This window comes from Pseudomonas sp. Irchel 3H7, assembly GCF_900187605.1.
Lineage (GTDB): Bacteria > Pseudomonadota > Gammaproteobacteria > Pseudomonadales > Pseudomonadaceae > Aquipseudomonas.
In genome coordinates this window covers 98,479-120,940 of record NZ_FYEA01000009.1, presented here as the reverse complement: position 1 = coordinate 120,940, position 22,462 = coordinate 98,479, and the positions used below count along the sequence as shown (strand labels likewise).

The 22,462-nt window shown below is 60.1% G+C and carries 15 protein-coding genes; 5 read left to right on the top strand and 10 right to left on the bottom strand.

All coding sequences use genetic code 11. From position 1 onward, the window contains the following. Positions 1-152 precede the first annotated feature (152 nt). From CKW38_RS18215 to glnE, 9 genes are all read right to left on the bottom strand, one after another. The gene (locus CKW38_RS18215; protein WP_007915693.1) at positions 153-488 is read right to left on the bottom strand and encodes a YceK/YidQ family lipoprotein; all 336 of its coding nucleotides are present in this window, start codon (positions 486-488) and stop codon (positions 153-155) included. Positions 489-612: 124 nt separating this feature from the next. Continuing rightward, the gene (locus CKW38_RS18210) at positions 613-2,064 is read right to left on the bottom strand and encodes a lipopolysaccharide kinase InaA family protein (protein ID WP_095113471.1); all 1,452 of its coding nucleotides are present in this window, start codon (positions 2,062-2,064) and stop codon (positions 613-615) included. Further along, positions 2,064-2,816 (bottom strand): lipopolysaccharide kinase InaA family protein, encoded by a 753-nt coding sequence (locus CKW38_RS18205; protein ID WP_007915690.1) that lies wholly within the window; start codon positions 2,814-2,816, stop codon positions 2,064-2,066. Before CKW38_RS18205 ends, CKW38_RS18210 begins: the two co-directional genes overlap by 1 nt. Beyond that, a complete protein-coding gene (locus tag CKW38_RS18200) occupies positions 2,813-3,547 on the bottom strand; it encodes a lipopolysaccharide kinase InaA family protein (RefSeq protein ID WP_007915688.1) in 735 nt (244 codons plus the stop codon). The genes CKW38_RS18205 and CKW38_RS18200 overlap by 4 nt, the downstream gene beginning before the upstream one ends. Continuing rightward, positions 3,547-4,353 (bottom strand): lipopolysaccharide core heptose(I) kinase RfaP, encoded by an 807-nt coding sequence (gene rfaP, locus CKW38_RS18195; protein ID WP_095113470.1) that lies wholly within the window; start codon positions 4,351-4,353, stop codon positions 3,547-3,549. Before rfaP ends, CKW38_RS18200 begins: the two co-directional genes overlap by 1 nt. Then, on the bottom strand, positions 4,353-5,474 hold the full coding sequence (locus CKW38_RS18190; protein WP_095113469.1) for a glycosyltransferase family 4 protein: 1,122 nt from the start codon (positions 5,472-5,474) through the stop codon (positions 4,353-4,355). The genes rfaP and CKW38_RS18190 overlap by 1 nt, the downstream gene beginning before the upstream one ends. Continuing rightward, positions 5,474-6,535, bottom strand: coding sequence for a lipopolysaccharide heptosyltransferase I (gene waaC / locus CKW38_RS18185; protein WP_007915685.1), 1,062 nt, complete (start codon positions 6,533-6,535; stop codon positions 5,474-5,476). The genes CKW38_RS18190 and waaC overlap by 1 nt, the downstream gene beginning before the upstream one ends. A gap of 1 nt (position 6,536) precedes the next feature. Beyond that, entirely contained in the window at positions 6,537-7,571 is a 1,035-nt protein-coding gene (waaF, locus tag CKW38_RS18180; RefSeq protein ID WP_042704930.1) for a lipopolysaccharide heptosyltransferase II, read from the bottom strand. A gap of 310 nt (positions 7,572-7,881) precedes the next feature. Beyond that, on the bottom strand, positions 7,882-10,821 hold the full coding sequence (glnE, locus tag CKW38_RS18175; RefSeq protein WP_095113468.1) for a bifunctional [glutamate--ammonia ligase]-adenylyl-L-tyrosine phosphorylase/[glutamate--ammonia-ligase] adenylyltransferase: 2,940 nt from the start codon (positions 10,819-10,821) through the stop codon (positions 7,882-7,884). A 384-nt stretch (positions 10,822-11,205) separates the two neighbouring features. Here glnE and aceE point away from each other — a divergent pair, with 384 nt between their 5' ends. The 5 genes from aceE (at position 11,206) to msrA (ending at position 21,294) form a co-directional block, all read left to right on the top strand. Further along, entirely contained in the window at positions 11,206-13,851 is a 2,646-nt protein-coding gene (aceE, locus tag CKW38_RS18170; protein WP_007915682.1) for a pyruvate dehydrogenase (acetyl-transferring), homodimeric type, read from the top strand. 11 nt (positions 13,852-13,862) lie between these two features. Then, the gene (gene aceF / locus CKW38_RS18165; protein ID WP_095113467.1) at positions 13,863-15,833 is read left to right on the top strand and encodes a dihydrolipoyllysine-residue acetyltransferase; all 1,971 of its coding nucleotides are present in this window, start codon (positions 13,863-13,865) and stop codon (positions 15,831-15,833) included. 276 nt (positions 15,834-16,109) lie between these two features. Next, on the top strand, positions 16,110-17,507 hold the full coding sequence (locus tag CKW38_RS18160; RefSeq protein ID WP_095113466.1) for an alkaline phosphatase D family protein: 1,398 nt from the start codon (positions 16,110-16,112) through the stop codon (positions 17,505-17,507). Between the two features lie 243 nt (positions 17,508-17,750). After that, positions 17,751-20,447 (top strand): bifunctional diguanylate cyclase/phosphodiesterase, encoded by a 2,697-nt coding sequence (locus CKW38_RS18155; RefSeq protein ID WP_007915678.1) that lies wholly within the window; start codon positions 17,751-17,753, stop codon positions 20,445-20,447. Positions 20,448-20,628: 181 nt separating this feature from the next. Next, positions 20,629-21,294 (top strand): peptide-methionine (S)-S-oxide reductase MsrA, encoded by a 666-nt coding sequence (gene msrA, locus CKW38_RS18150; RefSeq protein ID WP_007915676.1) that lies wholly within the window; start codon positions 20,629-20,631, stop codon positions 21,292-21,294. Positions 21,295-21,457: 163 nt separating this feature from the next. Here the strand turns inward: msrA and CKW38_RS18145 are convergent, their stop codons facing one another. Beyond that, the gene (locus CKW38_RS18145) at positions 21,458-22,297 is read right to left on the bottom strand and encodes a 23S rRNA (adenine(2030)-N(6))-methyltransferase RlmJ (protein ID WP_007915674.1); all 840 of its coding nucleotides are present in this window, start codon (positions 22,295-22,297) and stop codon (positions 21,458-21,460) included. Positions 22,298-22,462 lie beyond the last annotated feature (165 nt).

The window sequence follows — 22,462 nt, the reverse complement described above, 5'->3', positions numbered from 1 at the left end:
TCTGCGTGCAGGCGCAATGCGCCTTGAAAATTGATGTGCCCTCGCACAGGGCGAGTGACAGCTAAAGGGCGGGATTATAGCGTAAACGAGTGGGGAATTACCCTGCGCGATTGCCCCAGGGCGAATGGTTTGAAGAAACCTCGCCCCGCTACTCAATAACCGCCCTTGCGCCAGTAAATAGCAAGGTTGCCGTCGGTGACCTGACGATAAACCGTATAGGGCAACGCTACTGTATCGAATACACCGGACAATGGCAGATCCAGAAGCACGAATGGCAAAAGAACCCCACTCGGATCGGGAGGCGCGTTCAACACGCAGAAGTCGAAGGCCAGACCGCTGTAAATCCGCGGAATGGATTGGCAGTAGGTTTTTTGCTTGCGCATGTCGCGGGCGACGTCGGCATCGTCCTGCAATACGGTCATGGTGCTGCCACAGCCAGCCAGAACCCATGAAAATACACCCAGCGTTGCAGCCTGTTTGATGGTCAAGATTCGCCCTCCAAGGTCGTTGGGCAAATTAGCATCGGGACTGCACAGGACACAGTTCATGGATTCTGGAGATGCTGTAGGACAAGTCGCTGAATCCTGTCCTCTACTGCTGTACTGGTTTGACTCAGACCGTGTTGGCGATTTTTTTCGGTAAACGCTGATCTATGACCTGATACAACGCACTGCTCTCGGGCCAATTACGCATGAATCGCGCACGGTCACGTATATAAGCCGGGGCGAAACTGCCGGCGGATCCGTGCTGGCACATCGAATCCAGATCGATCAGCGCCCAGCGATCGTGCTGCCAGAACAGATTATGCCCTTTGAAATCGCCATGGCTGATGCGCTCGTCAATCAGTCGAGCGAACAACAGGTCAAGTGCCTGCAGCTCCGCCTCAGGCGCTTCGCCACTTTCAACATAGGGCGCAAAGCGTTCGATGATGTCCGGCCCGGGCAGGAACTCGGTCACCAGATACGCACGACTGCGCAGCCACAAAAAGCGCTTCTCCAGTACCGCCAGCGGCTTTGGCGTCGCGATGCCGAGGAACGCCAGTCGATTACCTTCGCGCCACGAATGCCAGGCCCGACTCGGCCGCCAGAAACGCTTGAGCCAATGCGCAAAGCCCTTGATGTTGTAGCGCTTGATCACCAGCGTGCGCGCGCCCGCCTGAACCTTGCCGACGCTCGCCGCACCACCGGTCTTGTACAGATGCCCCTGATCCAGCAGCGCATCGGCCTGATCCAGCACTGGAACCATGGCCGACTCTTCTTCGCGGCGGATCGCGCGCAGACCGAACGCTCCACGCCGCACACTGAACAGCGTGCACTCGCGACCGACCTTGATCAGAAAGTCTTTCAAACGCCAGCGACGCACTTTGTCGATCTGCTTCTGCAAGGCTTCCAGCGGCAATGCGTGCTCGCTGTTGCTCAACAGGTAATACACCAGCAGCTCTTCGGTGAACGGCTCCAGCGCCTTGGGCAACTGAGCGAAAAATACGCCGAGGTTCTCCAGGACTTTTTGTCGCGACAACGGCTGACCGGCGGTTTCTGCGCAAATGCCCGCACCGTCAATCAAGTACAACTGACCGCCGTGACGCAGCAGATTGTCCAGGTGCAGGTCCTCCTGCCAGAGACCTTTGCCGTGCAATTGGGCAATGGCGCCCAGCGCCTCGGCCAATACCGCCGACTGTTCATCAGCGAGCAACGGCAGCGACTCGACCTTGGTCCAGGCATCGCCAAGGCTTTCGGCGCCCTCAAGGAAATCGAACAGCAGCCAGCCACCTTCGTCACTTTTCAAACCATCGGCCAGCAGCAAGGGTGTCGTCATGCCTTGCGCGGCTAACAAGCGCACCCCTTCCAGTTCACGCTGAAAATGCCGGGCGGCTTTGCCACCGACCAGCAATTTGGCCAGCACCGGACGGCCACGCCAGACACCGGCGCCGACGTAGCGCTGCCCTGGCAGCACCCGCAGCAAACTCAGCAGTTGCAGATCCGCACTCCCGGCCGCATCGGCCAGGGTCACGGTCAGCGGCAGTGACGGGGTTCGCCCGACAGCGGCCAGCTCGGACAATTGCATCAGCGCGTCTCCTTGTGACTGCGGCGCGCGGTCAGCCGGACGAGCCAGCTGTCGAGCAGCGAGCTGTCAGTGGGCTGATCGAGATAAGCCGCCAGCAGTTCACGCAGTTGTGCCTCGTTCCATTCCGGCGCGCGGCGTTGCAACGGCTCCAGGTCCTTGATCCGGTCACGCACGCCGAACAACAAGGGACGGGTTTTTTCCAGGTCGATCAATTGCGCCTGATACCCGTCACCGGTGGCGCGCAGAAAAATATGCTTGGGATAAAAGCAGCCGTGCACCTGACGCACACCGTGCAGATGTCGCGCCAGCAATCCGCAGGCCTTGAGAATGGCCGACTGCTGCGCGGCACTGAGCTGCGCCCAACGCTGCAACAGCGACTCCAGATCATTCCAGCCATCGAGTGCCCGGGTCAGCAGGATCGCGCGAACCTCGCCGTCGACCTTGCGCTCACCGAAAAACGCCGCTTGCAGCGCCGGAATACCGAGCTTGCGATAGCGGCTGATATTGCGAAACTCGCGGGCAAAACTGGGTTCACCGAAAGGCGCGTGCAAGGTGCGCGTCAGATAATTGCTCTGGCGCTTGAGGTAATAACCCTGCCCTTCCACGTCCAGGCGGAAGACGCTGCTCCAGCCGCCACGGGCGGTATTGGGTTCGTCCACAGCTTCAAGCTGTTTGGCCCACAGTGCGTCAAAAGTGCCGAGACCATGGCGTTCGAGCAGTGCACGGTCTTCAGCGGCAAGAAAATCAGTCATTCGCGTCCCTCGAAAAATCTCACCACGTGCCGAATCCGTTTCTTGTCGGCGCTATCAAGCCGATCGCACTGGCGGTATTGCTTATAGAAGCGCAGGCGTTGGGTATTGGACAGGTGGTATTTGGCGAGTTTATCGAGACAGGCCAGATCCTTGGTGATCCGATACTTGAGCCAGAAGCCGCGCCAGAACTCGCCGTTAGGGCAATCGATCAGAAATATGCGGGCCTGCTCATCGATCAACAGGTTGCGCCATTTCAAATCGTTATGGGTAAATCGGTGATCATGCATCGTCCGGGTATAGCCGGCCAGTTGCCGACTGACGCCATCGACCCAGGCGCGATCCTTGAGTTTCGGATCCTTGCGCTCGGCGAGCGCCGAAAGGTCTTCGGTGTTGGGCAATTCGCGCGTGATCATGGCGCCGCGATCATACGCCGCGCCACGTCGCTCCAGGCCCCAGGCCACCACCTCTGCAGTGGGAATGCCCCACTTGGCGAAGCGTTTGAGGTTCTGCCATTCCATCTTCACTCGCGGCTTGCCGAGGTAGCGGCGCAAGCCTTTACCGGCGCCGACGTAGCGTTTGACGTAATAGTTGACGCCGTTGCGCTGCACGCGGATCACTTCCGACAGCGGGTCGCGGGTCAGGCGCTCGCCCTGCAACGCAAAGACGGCTTCGAGGCTGCCAAAATCATCGGCGAGCTCGCTGTATTGCGACTCGAGAGTCCAACCCGCCATCAGAGCGCATCCCCGTAACGCTGCTTACGTGCATAGAGCTTGTTGGCTTTGCCTTCGAGCCAGTTCAGCAGCGGCGCTTCTTGCGCCAGGATCTGGCGCAGCGGTTGCTGGAAATAGCCCTTGAGGAAGCGCAGCTTGTCGCGGCGGGTCAGGCCGATGTCCAGCGCGGAAAAGTACAGCGCGGCCAGATCCTTGTTGCGCCAGCGCTGGGTGATTTTCGCGCGGGTCTGGGCACGGTGCAGGTCGATCACCGACAGCTTGAAGTCGTCCGGCGTCACCGGTTTATCGGTGTGCAACAGGAAGTGGCAGATGTAGCAGTCGCGATGGTTGACGCCGGCGCGGTGCATCATGCCGGTCATGCGCGCGACTTCGGCGATCAGCGCGCGCTTGAGCGTTGGCTCCGGCGGCTGCTTGATCCAGTCGATGCTGAAGTCTTCCAGGCTGACGGTCGGCGCCAGTTCTTCGGTGACGATAAACGAGTGCTGATCCGCCGGGTTGCTGCCCTTCTCGCCGTACGCGACGGCGGTCATGGTCGGCACGCCGACTTCCTGCAGACGCTGGATGGCCTTCCATTCCTGACCCGCGCCGAGTACCGGCAGCTTGGCGGTCAGCAGGTTTTTGAAGATTTCACCCCAGCCGATGCCACGGTGGATCTTGACGAAAAATCCGTTACCGTCGACTTCCGTGCGCAGTGTCCGGCGTGCTTCCAGCTCGCGGTATACCTCGCCCTGCAAGCCTTCAACCTCGGCGAACGGATCGCGCCCGGCCCAAAGGCTCTTGAACGGTTCAGCCAGCATCAACTTCATTAAGCGTGCTCCGCCAGAATCACATCGGCCGCGTGCTGCGGCATGCTGTAGAGATCGGCCGTCTCGGCGAAAGCCAGACCATTACGGCTCCAGGCCGCGCGTGCAGCGTCGTCATGCAACATGTCAGTCAGGTACTGCGTCAGCTGCGCCTGATCGAACGGCTCGTCCAGCACTCGCCCGGCGTCCGCCTCGGCGATGTAATGGGCGTAACCGCAGACCGCGCTGACCAGCACCGGCAAGCCGGCGACCAGCGCTTCGAGCAACACGGTACCGGTGTTTTCGTTGTACGCCGGGTGAATCAACAGGTCGGCGCCGAGCAGGAAACGCGGGATATCGCTGCGCCCTTTAAGGAACGTCACGTTATCGCCCAGACCCAAAGTTGCACTCTGCATCTGGAACAATTTGGGGTCATCCTGGCCGATTACAAACAGCCGGGTGCGTTTCTTCAGTTCGGCAGGCAATGCAGCCAGTGCTTTCAGGCTGCGATCGACACCTTTGGTCTTGAACCCGGAGCCGATCTGCACCAGCAGCAGTTCGTCGTCCCTGAGATTGAATTCAGCGCGGAACCCGGCGCGAATCTCATCGGCATCCGCCGGGCGGCGACGATCCTGGGCAATGCCCGGCGGCAACAGGTGGAAACGCTCAAGCGGCGTGTCGTAATGCTTGATGAACAGCGGTTGCTGCACTTCGGAAATCATCAGCACTTCGGTCTTTGCGTCTTTGGCGAATACCGCGCGCTCGTATTCGGCAAAGTGGCGATAACGGCCCCAGCGGCGATACAGCGAATGGCGCAGGTTCTGCGCCTTGTCTTCGAAGCAGCCATCGGCGGCGTAATAGACGTCCAGACCCGGCATCTTGTTGAAACCGATCAGACGATCGACCGGGCGCTTGGCCAGATCCGCCTCCATCCATGCGCTGAGCTTTTCGTTGCGACGGTGATTGAAGAACGCCTTGACCGGCGCCACCAGCACTTCGAAACCGGGCGGCACGTCGCCTTCCCAGATCAGCGTGTAGACGCGGATCTTATGACCGCGCTTCTGGCATTCGAGGGCGATGCGCATGAAGTCGCGCTGCAAGCCACCGAACGGGAAATATTTGTACAGGACGAATGCCAATTGCATCAGCGCAGCTCCTCAGCCATTAACAACGTGCTCAGTCGGCTGGCGACACGCTCGGGGTTCAAACGCGTGAAGCACAGCGGCTGTTCACGCTTCAGGTCAAACTGACGGGCATCCTGCGCGGTCGGTTGATAGGTACATTTCTTTTGCAGGCAAGGTGCGCACGGGAAGTCGCTGGCCAGGTGAATCTGCAATTTTCCGTAGGCGCCGGTCAGGCCCGGGTTGGTCGGGCCGAACAGCGAAATGGTCGGCACGTCCAGTGCGGCGGCCAAATGGCCAAGACCGGTGTCCACCGCCACGCAAGCCTGCGCGCCGGCAAGGACTTTGCCGACGCCGGCCAGATTGAGTTTCGGCAGCACTTCAGCGTGTTTGAAGCCTGCGGCAATCCGCTCGGCGCGAGCCTTTTCCTGCGGGCTACCCCACGGCAGTTTGACGCCGACGCCGAGGTAACCGACGCGCTCAGTCAGTTCACGCCAATAACTTTCCGGCCAGTGCTTGGTGTCCCAAGTGGTGCCATGCAGGAACACCACGAAGGCGTTTTTTCGCGGCAACTCGACCAGACGTTCGACGTTGAGGCCGTAGTCGCCGAGGCCTTTTGGCAGGTCGTAACCGAGGGCGATGGCGAACAACTGCCGCACCCGCTCGACGGCGTGCTGACCACGGGCGACGGCCAATTTGCGATCATAGAAACGCGAGGCCATCGGTTCACGGGCCGAACCTTTATCGAGTCCGGCTACCGGGGCTTTGACGTAACGGGTCAGCCAGGCGCTTTTCAGCAGGCCTTGGGCGTCGATGACCAAATCGTATTTATTGGCGCGCACGCTTTGCTTGAAGCGTTTCCACTCGCCGCTGGTAATGGTTTTCCAGATGTTTTTGCGCCAGCGGCGGATCGCCACCGGAATCACTTTGTCGACGGCCGGGTGCCAGGTGGGTATCTCGGCAAAGCCTTCTTCCACAACCCAGTCGAATTTGATCCCGGGGATCGCCCTGGCGGCGTCGGTCAGCGCCGGCAACGCATGAATCACGTCGCCCAGCGATGAAGTCTTGATCAGCAGTACCCGCAACTTAATGAACCTCGACCACTGAGCCCTGCAATTTCTGCAAGGCATCGTTGACCGCGTCCGGCATCAGCTGGCGCAGGCAGTTGTAATGACCGAAGCGGCAGGTGCGGTCGAAGCACGGGCTGCAATCGAGGCCCAGACGCACCACTTCGACGTGTTCGGCCAGCGGCGGGGTAAAGCCCGGCGAAGTCGAGCCGTAGACCGCCACCAATGGGCGGTTCAGCGCAGCGGCAACGTGCATCAGGCCGGAATCGTTGGAGACCACCGCATCGGCGCAGGACAGCAGGTCGATGGCTTCGGCGAGCGAGGTTCCGCCACTGAGGTTGACTGATTCTTCACGCAGGCCCGGGATCAAGCGTGCGCGGATATCTTCACCGACGGCGTGATCGTTTTTCGAACCGAACAGCCACACCTGCCAGCCTTCGCGAATGCGCGCTTCGGCGACTTTGGCGTAATGCTCGGACGGCCAGCGCTTGGACTCGCCGAACTCGGCACCGGGGCACAGCGCCAACACCGGGCGATCAAGGGTCAGGCCAAACTTGGCCAGCGCCGCTTCACGGGTCACCGGATCGATTTGCAGACTTGGGCGCGGATACGGCTTCGGCAGCTCGGCGTTCGGCTCATAGGCCAACGCCATGAACCGCTCGATCATCAGCGGATAGCGTGCTTTATCAAGGGTGCGTACGTCGTTGAGCAGGCCGTAACGGAACTCGCCGCGCCAGCCCGTGCGTTTCGGGATGCCGGCGAAAAACGGCACCAGCGCCGATTTCAGCGAGTTGGGCAGCAGGATCGCCTGATCGTACTGGCCACGCAGAGACTTGCCGATGCGCCGACGCGTCGCCAATTCCAGCGCGCCGTGGCCGAGCGGGAAGCTCAAGGCCTTGCGCACTTCAGGCATGCGCTCAAGGATCGGCCGGCTCCACTCGGGGGCCAGCACGTCGATTTCGCATTGCGGGTGGCGCTGCTTGAGACACTGAAACAGTGTCTGCGCCATCACCATGTCACCGACCCAACTGGGCCCAACGATCAGAATATTCATGTGGTTTCCATAAACGAACCGGGGAGGCATTTACGCCTCCCCGCCTCGAGAATCACTGAGGGAGCGGCACTGCTTGCGATGGGTCATTACCTTCAACATGACTGTCGACTGTCACTCCGCTATCGCGAGCAGGCTCGCTCCCACATGGTTTTGCCTCTGTTCACACATCTGCGACTCACCGCAGATTCATTGTAGGAGTGAGCCTGCTCGCGATGGGGTCGTTACATTCAACATTGTTGTCGTCTGATACTCCGCTATCGCGAGCAGGCTCACTCCCACAGGGTTTTGCATTCATTCTTACATCTGCGTTTCAGCTTAGCCCCATCTCTTTCCATATCCGCAAAACCTGCCGCCGTTCTTCGACAAACTGGTCTCCGGCAATCACCCCCGGGTCCTTCTGCAAGGCCTGCCGGTGGGCGGCGGAGCGGTAGGCTTTATAGGCCTCGCGCAACAGGCTGGCATCTTCGGCAGGCATCAGCCCTTCGTGTTCCAGCTCTTCCAGAATGCGGATGTTATCGGTCCAGCGCAGCAGTGGCGGGTGGCTGTGCGACCACGCCAGGGCCGCGTATTGCACCATAAATTCAATATCGACGATACCACCGGCGTCCTGCTTGAGGTCGAACGGCGCCGTGGCGTCGAAGGCATTTGCTGCGGTACCGGCTGCGGTGCTCTTGGTGCCAAGGTTATCGCGCATCTTCGCGCGCATCTCGCTGACTTCCTGTTGCAGCTTGGCCAGATCACGCGCCTTGCCCAGCACCTGGGCGCGAACTTTCTCGAACGCCTGACCGACATCCTGACTACCGACCAACACCCGCGCCCGCACCAGGGCCTGATGTTCCCAGGTCCAGGCTTCATTTTCCTGATAGCGGGCAAACGCACCCAACGAACTGACCAACAGCCCCGAAGCACCGGATGGGCGCAGACGCATGTCCACTTCGTAGAGCTGACCGGAGTTGGTCTGCGCCGTCAGCAAGTGAATGATCCGCTGCCCCAGGCGCGTGAAAAACTGCGCGCCATCAATCGACTTCGGCCCGTCGGTTTCCGCCTGTGGATCGCCGTTGTGGATAAACACCAGGTCCAGGTCCGAACCATGGCCCAATTCCAGACCGCCGACTTTGCCGTAACCGACAATGATGAAACCTGGATCGCACAAGGTGCCGTCGGTGCGCAGCGGCGTGCCGTACTTGGCCACCGTCTGGCGCCAGGCCAGGGCCAGCACTTGTTCAAGAATCGCTTCGGCCAGCCAGGTCAGGTAATCGCTGACTTTCATCAGCGGCAGGCTGCCGGCAATTTCCGAGGCGGCGACGCGCAAGCGGTGCGCCAGTTTGAAATGGCGCAGGGCTTCCATTTGTTGTTCGAGGTCATCTTCGGGAATCCGCGTCAACCGCTCGCGCAACTCGGCGGCCAGTTCCGGCGCCAAGGGCGGCTTGAACAAACGACCTTCGTTAAGCAATTCATCCAGCAGCAGCGGGAAGCGGGTGATCTGCTCGGCGATCCACGGGCTCGCTGCACACAGTGTCAGCAAGCGTCGCAGGGCGCCGGGGTTTTCCGTCAGCAAGACCAGATAAGCCGAACGCCGGGCAACTGCTTCCACCAGCGGCAGCACGCGTTCAAGCACCAAATCCGGGTTGGCATGCTCGACAGCCTGCGCCAACAGACGCGGAATAAAGGCGTCGAGACGCTCACGCCCCAACCGCTGCATCGCCCGCAGTTGCGGACTGCTGCGCAATCCGGCCAGCGCCTTCAGAGCTTTGCTGGCATCGGCAAAACCGCCCTCCTCCAACTGCCGGCACGCGGCCTCTTCGTCCTGCGCCTCTTCCCACAGCGGCAGCCATTCACCACCGACCACCACTTCACTTGCGGCGCCTTCATCCTCGTCGGGATCGGCAATCACCTGAGCGAAGTGCCAAGCGACGCGACCGCGCCAGAACATCAGTTTTTCGTGGAAAGCATCCCAGTCGGCGAAACCGAGCATGAAGGCAATGCGTGCCTGATCCTGCGCGCCATCCGGCAGCATCTGGGTCTGGCGGTCGGCGATCGCTTGAATGGCGTGTTCGGTGTACCGGAGAAATTCGTAGCCTTCGCGCAACTCGCTGATCACTGCCGGCGGCAAATAACCCTGCCCTTCCAGCGTACTCAGCACCTTTAATAGAGGACGCTGTTGCAGGCTCAGGTCGCGGCCACCATGGATCAACTGAAAGGCCTGAGCGATAAACTCGACCTCACGAATCCCACCGGAGCCCAGCTTGATGTTGTCGGCCATGCCCTTGCGCCGCACTTCCTGCTGGATCAACTGCTTCATGGTGCGCAGCGCTTCGATCGCCGAAAAATCGAGGTAACGTCGATAAACGAACGGTCGCAACATGTCGAGCAACTGCGCGCCCGCGACCTGATCGCCGGCCACCACCCGCGCCTTGATCATCGCGTAGCGTTCCCAGTCGCGGCCCTGATCCTGGTAATACTGCTCAAGCGCATTGAAGCTCAGCACCAGCGCGCCGGACGAGCCGTACGGGCGCAGGCGCATGTCGACACGAAACACAAAGCCATCGACGGTCATCGGGTCCAGCGCCTTGATCAAGCGCTGGCCGAGACGAATAAAGAATTCCTGATTATCCAGCGAGCGCTTCACGCCCACCGTTTCGCCGCCCTCGGGGTAGGCGAAGATCAGATCGATATCTGAAGACAGGTTCAGCTCGACGGCGCCGAGCTTGCCCATGCCGAGAATGACCATTTGCTGCGGCTCACCGCTGCGGCGGCCGGTCGGCGTACCGAATTGTTCGCAATGGCGGCTGTACAACCATTGATAAGCCTGGTCGATAGTCGCGTCGGCCATATCCGAGAGATCGCGGCAGGTCTGCACCAGATCGGCCTGACGGGTGAGATCGCGCCAGATGATCCGCACTTGATGGCGAGCGCGCTGGCGGCGCAAGGCGCGGCCGAGTTCATCTTCGGTTTGCGCGGCGTTCACTGCCGCAGCAATCTGCGCACACAATTCACCCGGCGCGAAGGCCCGGTCGAGTTCGCCGGACTGCACCAGTGACAGCAACATCAAAGGGTCACGAACGCTCTGTTCAATGACAAATTCGCTGGCAGCGGTGACACGGGCGAACTGCGCCCAGCGCTCCGGCGTCCAGTTCGCCAAGCCATGATCGTCTTCCAGCGCGGCGACAGCCGTACGGAACGACTGCTCGGATCGAGTGACCAACGGCAGGAGAATGGCAGGCAGTTCGGCAAGCACGGGCAGGGTCATGGTCTATCCTTGATCGGCGTATAAATGGCCGCTTGTAGTGTTTGGTGAAAAGCCGCTACCCGGAGGACTGTCGAACAAAAGTTAGAAATAGCTGAAATTTCTTTCTCTTTGGCAGCGAACATCAAAGTTTCACCTTTTTCGGATGGCAAAAGACCAACCTTAACGATTATTCTCACAACGCAGCCGGAGGCCACAAGCCATTCTTCTGTAGTTTTACTACTCGTCTATACATTCGAAAGGCTGAAATGCCGGAAGATTTGTAGTAAAACTACACGCCGCCGGAACAACCTATCGGCAATCCAAGAATTTTAAATCGTCTGCCCACAAGGCCAGTCGCAAACTCAGGCAACCGATTCTGGAAGCCTTTCCGCCCTGGAGCAAGCCATGCAAGACCTCGATCCCGTCGAAACCCAGGAATGGCTGGACGCCCTGGAATCGGTTCTCGACAAAGAAGGCGAAGACCGTGCTCACTATCTGATGACCCGTATGGGCGAACTCGCGACCCGCAGCGGCTCGCAGCTCCCTTACGCCATCACCACGCCTTACCGCAACACCATCCCGGTAACCCACGAAGCACGCATGCCTGGCGACCTGTTCATGGAACGCCGCATTCGCTCGCTGGTGCGCTGGAACGCGATGGCCATGGTAATGCGTACGAACCTGAAAGATTCTGACCTGGGTGGTCACATCTCCAGCTTCGCTTCCAGTGCGACCCTGTATGACATCGGCTTCAACTACTTCTTCCAGGCCCCGACCGACGAACACGGCGGCGACCTGATCTACTTCCAGGGCCACACCTCGCCAGGCGTTTACGCCCGTGCGTTCATGGAAGGCCGCATCACTGAAGACCAGATGAACAACTTCCGCCAGGAAGTCGACGGTCAGGGCCTGTCGTCCTACCCGCACCCTTGGCTGATGCCTGACTTCTGGCAGTTCCCGACCGTATCCATGGGTCTGGGTCCGATTCAAGCGATCTACCAGGCACGCTTCATGAAGTACCTGGAACACCGCGGCTTCATCCAGCCGGGCAAACAGAAAGTCTGGTGCTTCCTGGGCGACGGCGAGTGCGACGAGCCGGAATCCCTGGGCGCCATCTCCCTGGCTGGCCGCGAGAAGCTGGACAACCTGATCTTCGTCATCAACTGCAACCTGCAGCGCCTCGACGGCCCGGTTCGCGGCAATGGCAAGATCATCCAGGAACTCGAAGGCGTGTTCCGCGGTGCTCAGTGGAACGTGACCAAAGTCATCTGGGGCCGTTTCTGGGACCCACTGCTGGCCAAAGACGTCGACGGTATCCTGCAACGTCGCATGGACGAAGTCATCGACGGCGAGTACCAGAACTACAAAGCCAAAGACGGCGCGTTCGTCCGTGAACACTTCTTCAACACGCCAGAACTCAAGGCGATGGTTGCTGATCTGTCCGACGACGAGATCTGGAAACTCAACCGTGGCGGCCACGACCCGTACAAGGTCTATGCGGCGTACCACGAAGCGGTCAACCACAAAGAACAACCTACCGTTATCCTCGCCAAGACCATCAAAGGTTATGGCACCGGTGCCGGCGAGGCGAAAAACACTGCGCACAACACCAAGAAAGTCGACGTCGACAGCTTGAAGTTGTTCCGCGACCGCTTCGACATCCCGGTCAAGGACGAAGAGCTGGAGAACCTGCCGTTCTTCAAGCCAGAGCCAAACAGCGCCGAAGCCCGCTACCTCAGCGAGCGCCGCACTGCACTGGGCGGTTTCGTGCCGCAGCGCCGCGCACAGAGCTTCAGCGTACCGACTCCGGACCTCGACACCCTCAAGGCTATCCTTGACGGCTCCGGCGACCGTGAAATTTCCACTACCATGGCGTTCGTGCGGATCCTCGCGCAACTGGTCAAGGACAAGGAAATCGGCCCGCGCATTGTTCCGATCATCCCGGACGAAGCCCGTACCTTCGGTATGGAAGGCATGTTCCGTCAGCTCGGCATCTACTCGTCCGTCGGCCAGCTCTACGAGCCAGTCGATAAAGACCAAGTGATGTTCTACAAGGAAGACCAGAAAGGTCAGATCCTTGAAGAAGGCATCAACGAAGCAGGCGCCATGAGCTCGTTCATCGCGGCCGGTACTTCGTACTCCAGCCACAACCAGCCGATGCTGCCGTTCTACATCTTCTACTCGATGTTCGGCTTCCAGCGTATTGGCGACCTGGCCTGGGCCGCTGGCGACAGCCGTACCCGTGGCTTCCTGATCGGCGGCACCGCCGGCCGGACTACCCTGAACGGTGAAGGTCTGCAACACGAAGACGGTCACAGCCACCTGCTGGCCGCGACCATCCCGAACTGCCGCACCTACGATCCAACCTACGGCTACGAGCTGGCGGTGATCATTCAGGACGGCATGAAGAAGATGACCGAAGAGCAACAGGACATCTTCTACTACATCACCGTGATGAACGAGTCGTACCAGCAGCCAGCCATGCCGGCCGGTGCCGAAGAAGGCATCAAGAAAGGCATGTACCTGCTCGAAGAAGACACCCGCGATGCGGCGCACCACGTACAGCTGATGGGCTCCGGCACCATCCTGCGTGAAGTCCGTGAAGCGGCGAAGATCCTGCGTGAAGAGTTCAACGTTGGCGCTGACGTCTGGAGCGTTACCAGCTTCAACGAACTGCGTCGCGACGGCCTCGCTGTCGAGCGCAGCAACCGTCTGAAGCCGGGCCAGAAGCCTAAGCTGAGCTACGTCGAAGAGTGCCTGAACGGCCGTAAAGGTCCGGTCATCGCCTCTACCGACTACATGAAACTGTTCGCCGAGCAAATCCGTCAGTGGGTACCGTCCAAGGAATTCAAAGTCCTCGGCACCGACGGTTTCGGCCGCAGCGACAGCCGCAAGAAACTGCGTCATTTCTTCGAAGTTGACCGTCATTTCGTGGTGTTGGCAGCCCTGGAAGCACTGGCTGACCGTGGTGATATCGAACCTAAGGTGGTGGCTGAGGCCATCGTCAAGTTCGGCATCGACCCGGAAAAACGCAACCCACTGGACTGCTGAGGAGACATTTTGTGAGCGAACTCATTCGCGTACCTGACATCGGCAGCGGTGAAGGTGAAGTAATTGAACTGTTTGTGAAGGTCGGCGACCGTATCGAAGCCGACCAGAGCATCCTGACCCTGGAATCGGACAAGGCCAGCATGGAAGTGCCGGCCCCGAAAGCCGGCGTCATCAAGAGCCTGAAAGTGAAGCTGGGCGACCGTCTGAAAGAAGGCGACGAACTGCTTGAACTGGAAGTCGAGGGCGCCGCTGAAGCGGCCCCTGCTCCGGCTGCTGCTCCGGCTAAAAAGGCCGAAGAGAAACCGGCCGCCGCTCCTGCCGCGGCTGCGCCTGCCGCTGCTCCTGCTGCCGCTTCGGTTCAGCAAGTGCACGTGCCGGACATCGGCTCGTCGGGCAAAGCCCAGATCATCGAGATCCAGGTCAAGGTCGGCGACACCGTCGAAGCTGATCAATCTTTGATCACTCTGGAATCCGACAAGGCGAGCATGGAAATCCCGTCGCCTGCCGCTGGCGTGGTCAAGGCCATCAGCGTCAAGCTCAACGACGAAGTCGGCACTGGCGACCTGATTCTGGATCTGGAAGTGGCGGGTGCTGCGGCCCCTGCTGCTGCCGCTCCGGCTCAGGCTGCTGCACCGGCCGCTGCCGCTGCGCCTGCTCCGGCAGCCGCGCCAGCAGCACCGGTTGCCGACAGTGTTCAGGACATCCACGTTCCGGACATCGGTTCGGCTGGCAAAGCCAAGATCATCGAAGTGTTGGTCAAGGCTGGCGACAGCGTTGAAGCCGACCAGTCGCTGATCACTCTGGAATCCGACAAGGCGAGCATGGAAATTCCATCGCCTGCCGCTGGTGTGGTGGAAAGCGTTTCCATCAAGCTGGATGACGAAGTCGGTACCGGCGACCTGATCCTCAAGCTGAAAGTCAAAGGCGCGGCCCCTGCTGCTGCCCCGGCTCCAGCTGCCGCTGCTGCTCCGAGCGCTCCGGCACCTGCCGCGGCTGCTCCGGCTGCCGCTGCCGCTGCACCTGCTGCTGCCGCTCCAGCCGCCGCACCGGCCAAGCCGGGCGCGAAAGTTCACGCCGGTCCAGCCGTGCGTCAACTGGCTCGCGAGTTCGGCGTCGAGCTGAACGCTGTCGGCGCTAGCGGCCCGCACGGTCGTATCTTGAAAGAAGACGTGCAGGTTTACGTCAAAGCGATGATGCAGAAGGCCAAGGAAGCACCGGCCGCTGCAGCGGGCGCAACCGGTGGCGCGGGCATCCCGCCGATTCCGGTCGTTGATTTCAGCCGTTTCGGCGAAATCGAAGAAGTGCCGATGACTCGCCTGATGCAGATCGGCGCGTCGAGCCTGCACCGCAGCTGGTTGAACATCCCGCACGTGACTCAGTTCGATTCGGCTGATATCACCGAGCTGGAAGCGTTCCGCGTCGCGCAGAAAGCCGTTGCAGAGAAGGCCGGCGTCAAGCTGACCATCCTGCCGCTGCTGCTCAAGTCGTGCGCGCACATGCTCAAGGAGCTGCCGGACTTCAACAGTTCGCTGGCGCCAAGCGGCAAGGCGATCATCCGCAAGAAATACGTGAACATCGGCTTCGCCGTCGACACCCCGGATGGCCTGCTGGTACCGGTCATCAAGAACGTCGACCAGAAGAGCCTGTTGCAACTGGCAGCCGAAGCCGCTGCGCTGGCCGCCAAAGCCCGCGACAAGAAGCTCACCGCTGACGACATGCAGGGCGCTTGCTTCACCATTTCCAGCCTCGGCCACATTGGCGGCACCGGCTTCACGCCGATCGTCAACGCGCCGGAAGTGGCGATCCTCGGTGTCTCCAAGGCAACCATCCAGCCAGTCTGGGACGGCAAAGCCTTCCAGCCGAAACTGATGCTGCCGCTGTCGCTGTCCTACGATCACCGTGTGATCAACGGCGCCGCTGCCGCACGCTTCACCCAGCGTCTGGGCAGCCTGCTGGCCGACATCCGCACGATCCTGCTGTAACTCGATCGGCCCTCCAGCAACGGAGGGCCGATTGCTGCACCCTTTCGAGCGCCACACGCTCGTACCTCAACCCCGTCAGTTTGGCGGGGCTTTTTTTTGCCTGAAGAAACATACCCTCTCGTCTTTTTCCCACACGTCGCGCTGACATCGGCCACAACCTCGGTCGACTTGGCCCCGATCTTTTTTATTCGATACGCAACTAACCTAGCCCCAGCCAATTCAACTAAGAAAAATTAGTAGAACCCTGTTAATCAAGTTAACTCGAATGGATTCGACATGTTAAAACCAACTATCGGCCCGATTGTCGGCCACGTCACAACTGATCACGCGCGCATCTTCATGCGGGGCGATCAGCAGAATAAATCACCGGTATTTGCCGCAGTGCGTTTTCGCAGTTCCGGTACACAACAATGGTCGAAAGGTAACTTCGCCCGCCTGAGCGAATTACGCGACATGTCTGAAGTATTCGCCCTCAACAATTTGAATAGCGACACCGAATATGAATATCAGGTCGGCTGGTTCAGCCCGATGAATCCGGTGCACACCCCGGACAGCGTCGCCGAACTGCCGCTGCAATGGCCACGAGAGATCTATCGTCTGCGCACCCGCTCCAGCAAAGCCCTGCAACCCAAAGCCTATATCGTCGGCTCCTGCCGCTACCTGCGCATGACCGCCGGCATCGCCTCCCTGCCGCAATTGGGCGATCGGATCTTCGCGTCCATCAACCAATTGATCGAGGGCATACAACCACCGATCAGCGCGGTATTGATGACCGGCGATCAAATCTACGTCGACGATTTGAATCTGCTTGCACCGGATCGCGAATATAAAGACATCCTGAGCAAGTACCGCGCGGCTTTTTCTCAACCGAATATAAAACGACTGATGGCCGGCACTTCGACTTACATGATTCTCGATGATCACGAAATCGAAGATAACTGGCCCGCCAATGCCAGCAAGTCCGACGGCGACTTATACCGTAATGCCATGGCCGCCTATGAGTTGTATCAGGCCAGTCACAGCCCGGCACATCCGCTGACAACTAACGGAGATATAGATCACGCAACACTCGAGCATTACTGGTATCAATTCAGCGATGGCGATATTGAATGGTTTGTGACTGACAGTCGCACCCGCCGCAACTTGTCAGCCGATGACCGACGCATCCTCGACGAGGCACAGGAACAGGCCTTGTTGAAATGGCTGAGCAACAGCGAGGCGCGGGTCAAGTTCGTGGTCACCAGCGTGATGTTCTATCCGGATCGCAAACTTCATGGCGATGACGCCTGGAAAGCCTTCCCCGAACAGCGCCTGCGCCTGCTGGAAACCATCCGCACCCAGCGTATCAAGAATGTCGTGTTCATTTCGGGTGACGTACATGGCTCGCTGACCGCTCGCCTGAGCCACAGCGAAGACCCGGACTTCGAAGTCCACACCGTGGTGTCCTCGCCGCTGTGCAACAGCAAACTGCTGCCGTACGCCAAAGCGTCCACGTTCATTCTGGATCAACCGCTGGTGCGCACGGCGGCGGGCGATTATCGGCATGAACTGACGAGCAGCGTGGTGAGTGAAGACAATTTCGCTCATCTGGTGGTCGAGGCGGGCCAGATTCAGGTCAATTACCACGACCGCGATGGCAAACGCCTGCAATCGATCACCCTCCCACTGCGTTGAATTGCCGGCCAAAAAGACGCCGTTGCGGGGCACAAACCGCTCTGCAACGGCAGTCTTTCAATGCAACAGGATTACTTTTTACCGCACGCTGGAGAAATCTTCAGCGCAGCCGACATATTCTTATAGCACTTGGCCTTCATGTCTCTTGTCAGTCGGTGCCGCAATGATGCAACCTTGCCGCAGGCAACAGTAAAGAGGGCGAGAGCCCGGCGCGTTCAGCATATTTCCAAGCGAGTTCCCTTCATGAAGAGCCAACCCGATGCCGCCAGCCGTATGGCGGCCGAGGTAGTGACGCAGTTGCCTGTGCCCTCGCGGCTCGGCATGCTGCGTTTCGAGCGCTTGAATGAAGCCAGTTGGGCCATGCTGTTTCTCGATCCCAACTGCGAACGCCAGTTCGGCCAGCCGGCCGTTGAGCTTTGCGCGCTGGTCGGCTCACCCTACGCCAGCCTGATGGAACCCGAAGCGCGCTATCAACTGCACGATGCGATTCAGCAACAGCTGACCGCCAGCCCGCATTATCTGGTGCGATACACCCTGCACACGGCTGCCGGTGCGCTGAACATCCTTGAGTTGGGCGAAGCCTACAAACAGCACAATCGTCACCTGCTGCGCGGCTATCTGCTGGCGGTCGATCACGTCTTCGACGAAGTGTCGCTGCTACCCTCCGTCGATCTCGAAACACAGAATTCGCGCCTGCAGATCGCCCTCGAACTCAACCAACGTGCGCAGCAGGAACAACTGCAGCACCTGGAACGCGTACGCGCCCAACAGGACCTGATTCTGCTGCTCGCCCGTCAGCGCTACAGCACGCATAACTCGCTGCAGGAAGCCGCCGAGCTGATCACCCGCTGCGCCTGCGATATCTATGAAATCGACTGCGCCAGCCTGTGGAACCTCGAAGGCCAGCAGTTGGTGCCGATCTCCGCGTACCACCGCGCGACCCAGGAATACATCCTCCCGGACGTGATCGACATCAGCAGTTTCCCCGACTACATGGAAGCTCTGCACAGCAGTCGCGCCATCGACGCACACAACGCGATGCGCGACCCGCGCACCCGAGAGATGGCCGAAGCGCTGCGCCCGCGCGACGTCAACGCCATGCTTGATGCGAGCATTCGCGTCGATGGCCAAGTAGTCGGCGTGCTGTGCCTGGAGCAGACCGGCGTCACCCGCGCCTGGCAGTCCGACGAAATCGCCTTTGCCGGCGAGCTGGCCGACCAGTTCGCGCAAGTCATCAACAACCACAACCGCCGCACCGCCACCAGCGCCCTGCACCTGTTCCAGCGTGCGGTCGAGCAAAGCGCCAACGCCTTTTTGCTGGTCAATTGCGACGGCGTGGTCGAGTACGTCAACCCGAGTTTCACCGCGATCACCCAGTACACCACCGAGGAAGTCCACGGCCAGCGCCTGTCCGAGCTGCCGGCACTGGAGAACCTCAGCGAACTGCTGTTCGACGCGCCCTCGGCGCTGGCCAAGAGCAACAGTTGGCAGGGCGAATTCAAGAGCCGCCGGAAAAACCTCGAACCGTACTGGGGCCAGCTGTCGATCTCCAAAGTCTATGGCGACAACCGCGAGCTGACGCACTACATCGGCATCTACGAAGACATCACCCAGACCAAACTGGCGCAGCAGCGCATCGAGCGTCTGGCCTACACCGACAACCTGACCAACCTCGGCAATCGCCCGGCATTTATCCGTAATCTGGACGAACGCTTCGCCCGCGATAGCGATACGCCGATCAGCCTGTTGCTGGTGGACATCGACAACTTCAAACGGATCAACGACAGCCTCGGTCACCAGACCGGCGACAAACTGCTGATCAGCCTGGCCCGACGCCTGCGCAACAGCCTGAGCCCAAGCGGCAGCCTCGCGCGGTTCGCCAGTAACGAATTTGCCGTGTTGCTGGACGACACCGATCTTGCCACCGGCCAGCAGATCGCCAACCAATTGTTGGCGACGCTGGATAAACCGATGTTCGTCGACAACCAGTTGATCAGCGTTACCGGCTCGGTCGGCCTGGCCTGCGCGCCGCTGCACGGTCGTGATCCGCAAACGCTGATGCGTAACGCTGGCCTGGCGCTGCACAAGGCCAAGGCCAACGGCAAACATCAGGTGCAAGTCTTTACCGAAGCGCTGAATGCCGAGGCCAGTTACAAACTGTTCGTCGAGAACAACCTGCGCCGCGCCCTGACCCAGAATGAGCTGGACGTGTTCTACCAGCCCAAGCTGTGCCTGCGCAGCGGGCGCCTGCTGGGCATGGAAGCGCTGCTGCGCTGGAACCACCCGGAACGCGGCATGATCCGCCCGGACCAGTTCATCAGCGTCGCCGAAGAGACCGGCCTGATCATTCCGATCGGCAAGTGGATCGCGCGCCAGGCCTGCCGCATGAGCAAGGCACTGACCGCCGCCGGCATGGGCAATCTGCAAGTGGCGATCAACCTGTCACCCAAGCAGTTCTCCGATCCGGATCTGGTCGCCTCGATCGCCAACATCCTCAAGGAAGAAGCGCTGCCGGCCTATCTGCTCGAACTGGAACTGACCGAAGGCCTGCTGCTGGAAGCCACCGAAGACACGCACTTGCAGCTCGATCAACTCAAGCGCCTCGGGCTGACGCTGGCCATGGACGACTTCGGCACCGGTTATTCGTCACTGAGCTATCTGAAGAAATTCCCGATCGACATCATCAAGATCGATCGCAGCTTCATCCATGAAATCCCCGACAATCAGGACGACATGGAAATCACCTCGGCGGTGATCGCCATGGCGCACAACCTGAAACTCAAGGTCGTGGCCGAAGGTATTGAGACCGCCGAACAACTGGCGTTCCTCCGTCGTCATCGTTGCGACGTCGGCCAGGGTTACCTGTTTGACCGGCCGATCCCCGGCGGCGAACTGATCCAGGCACTCAAGCGCTACCCGCGCGGCCCGCTCTGCCTCTAACTCCCGCCGCCCCTCATGTAGGAGCTACCGCAGGCTGCGATCTTTTGATCCTGTTTTTCAAAGACAAGATCAAAAGATCGCAGCCTTCGGCAGCTCCTACATTGGATAGTGCGAAGTCGGGCATCATTCGGCACACTGGCGGTCTGACTTTTTACATCCAACCTGACTGAGAGGAACGATCATGGTTCTGCGCTCGGAAATTCTGGTGAACAAAAACGTGCTCCCGACTAAAGAACAAGCTCTGCCCGGCCGCGAAACCGCGATGACCCTGCCTGAAAAGCACTTCGTCTTCGAACAAACCCCGCTGCTTGGCCCGTTTTTCCAGGACGTCGACTTTGCGATCTTCGGTCTGGGCTGCTTCTGGGGCGCCGAGCGCCGTTTCTGGCAGCGTGAAGGCGTGGTCAGCACGGTCGTCGGTTATGCCGGTGGTTTCACGCCGAACCCGACCTACGAAGAAGTCTGCTCGGGCCTGACCGGCCACGCGGAAGTGGTACTGGTGGTGTATGACAAGGCCAAAGTCAGCTATGAAGAGCTGCTGGCGATGTTCTGGGAACTGCACAACCCGACGCAGGGCATGCGCCAAGGTAACGACATCGGCACGCAGTACCGCTCGGTGATCTACGCGACTTCGCCTGAGCACCTGGATGCGGCGCTGAAGAGCAAGGCGACCTATCAGGCTGAACTGTCGAAGGCGGGTCTGGGCGAGATCAGCACCGAGATCGAACAGGCGCCGACCGTGTACTTCGCCGAGGCGTATCACCAGCAGTATCTGGCGAAGAATCCTGAGGGTTACTGTGGGATTGGCGGCACCGGCGTGTGCATGCCAGCGAGCCTGGCGGGCAATTAACCCGCCGACTGATCGTTCCCACGCTCTGCGTGGGAATGCAGCCCGGGACGCTCCGCGTCCCAACAGCGGACGCAGAGCGTCCATTGAGGCATTCCCACGCAGAGCGTGGGAACGATCGCTGTAGGAGCTGCCGCAGGCTGCGATCTTTTGATCTTGCCGTTGATCAGCTCTCGGCGATCAACCAATCCATCTGCCAGCCACCCTGGGTCTGCCCCAGCTTCTTCGACAACCACGGCAGCAGCTCACGCAATTCTTCCTCCAGCCCCCACGGCGGATTGGCAATCGCCATGCCCGAGCCGTTCAGGCTGTTCGGCGTATCCAGCGGATGCACCAGCAGCTCCACGCGCAGCAACTTCGGCGCACCGGTGCCAGCCAGATCCTGATAGAACCTGCGCAACGCACGCTGATCCTTCACCGGATACCAGATCGCCGCCACGGTTTGACGCATGCGGCCAATCGCTTCTTTCAACGACGCCGCGCAACGCTGCATTTCATCGAGCTGCTCGAACGGCGGATCAATCAGCATCACCGCACGCTTCTCCTGCACCGGCAACATCGCCCGCGCCACGTGCCAACCCTCACCCAGATGAACCTTGACCCGACGATCACCGGCCATGTTGTCCTTGAGCAGTACGCCGTCTTCCGGGTGCTTCTCGTTGAGCATCACCCGATCCTGCGGGCGGGTCAGGCGCCGCGCCAGCTCCGGCGAACCCGGGTAGTAGCGCAACTGGCCATCCGGGTTCATCTCGTGCAGCACCTTCATGTAGTCGGCGGTCAGCGCTGGTAAATCCGGCTGATCCCACAAGCGCGCGATGCCTTCCAGGTACTCACCGGTACGGTTGGCCTGATCACCCTGCAAGTCATACAGACCGATGCCGGCGTGCGTGTCGAGATAGGCAAACGGCTGCTCCTTGCGCGACATCAGGGCGATGAGGCGGGTCAAGGTCAGGTGTTTGAACACATCGGCGTGATTGCCGGCATGGAAGGCGTGACGATAATTCATGGCTGCTCCTGCGAAGGGCGCAAAGTTTACCTTTTACCGGGCGGCAAGTCAGGGGTTGGCGGCTGAGCGGACAAAAGCCTTTCCCTCACCCTAGCCCTCTCCCGGAGGGAGAGGGGACTGACGGTGGTGATCTTGCGAGTTACATCGACCTGAAAGATCTGCGTG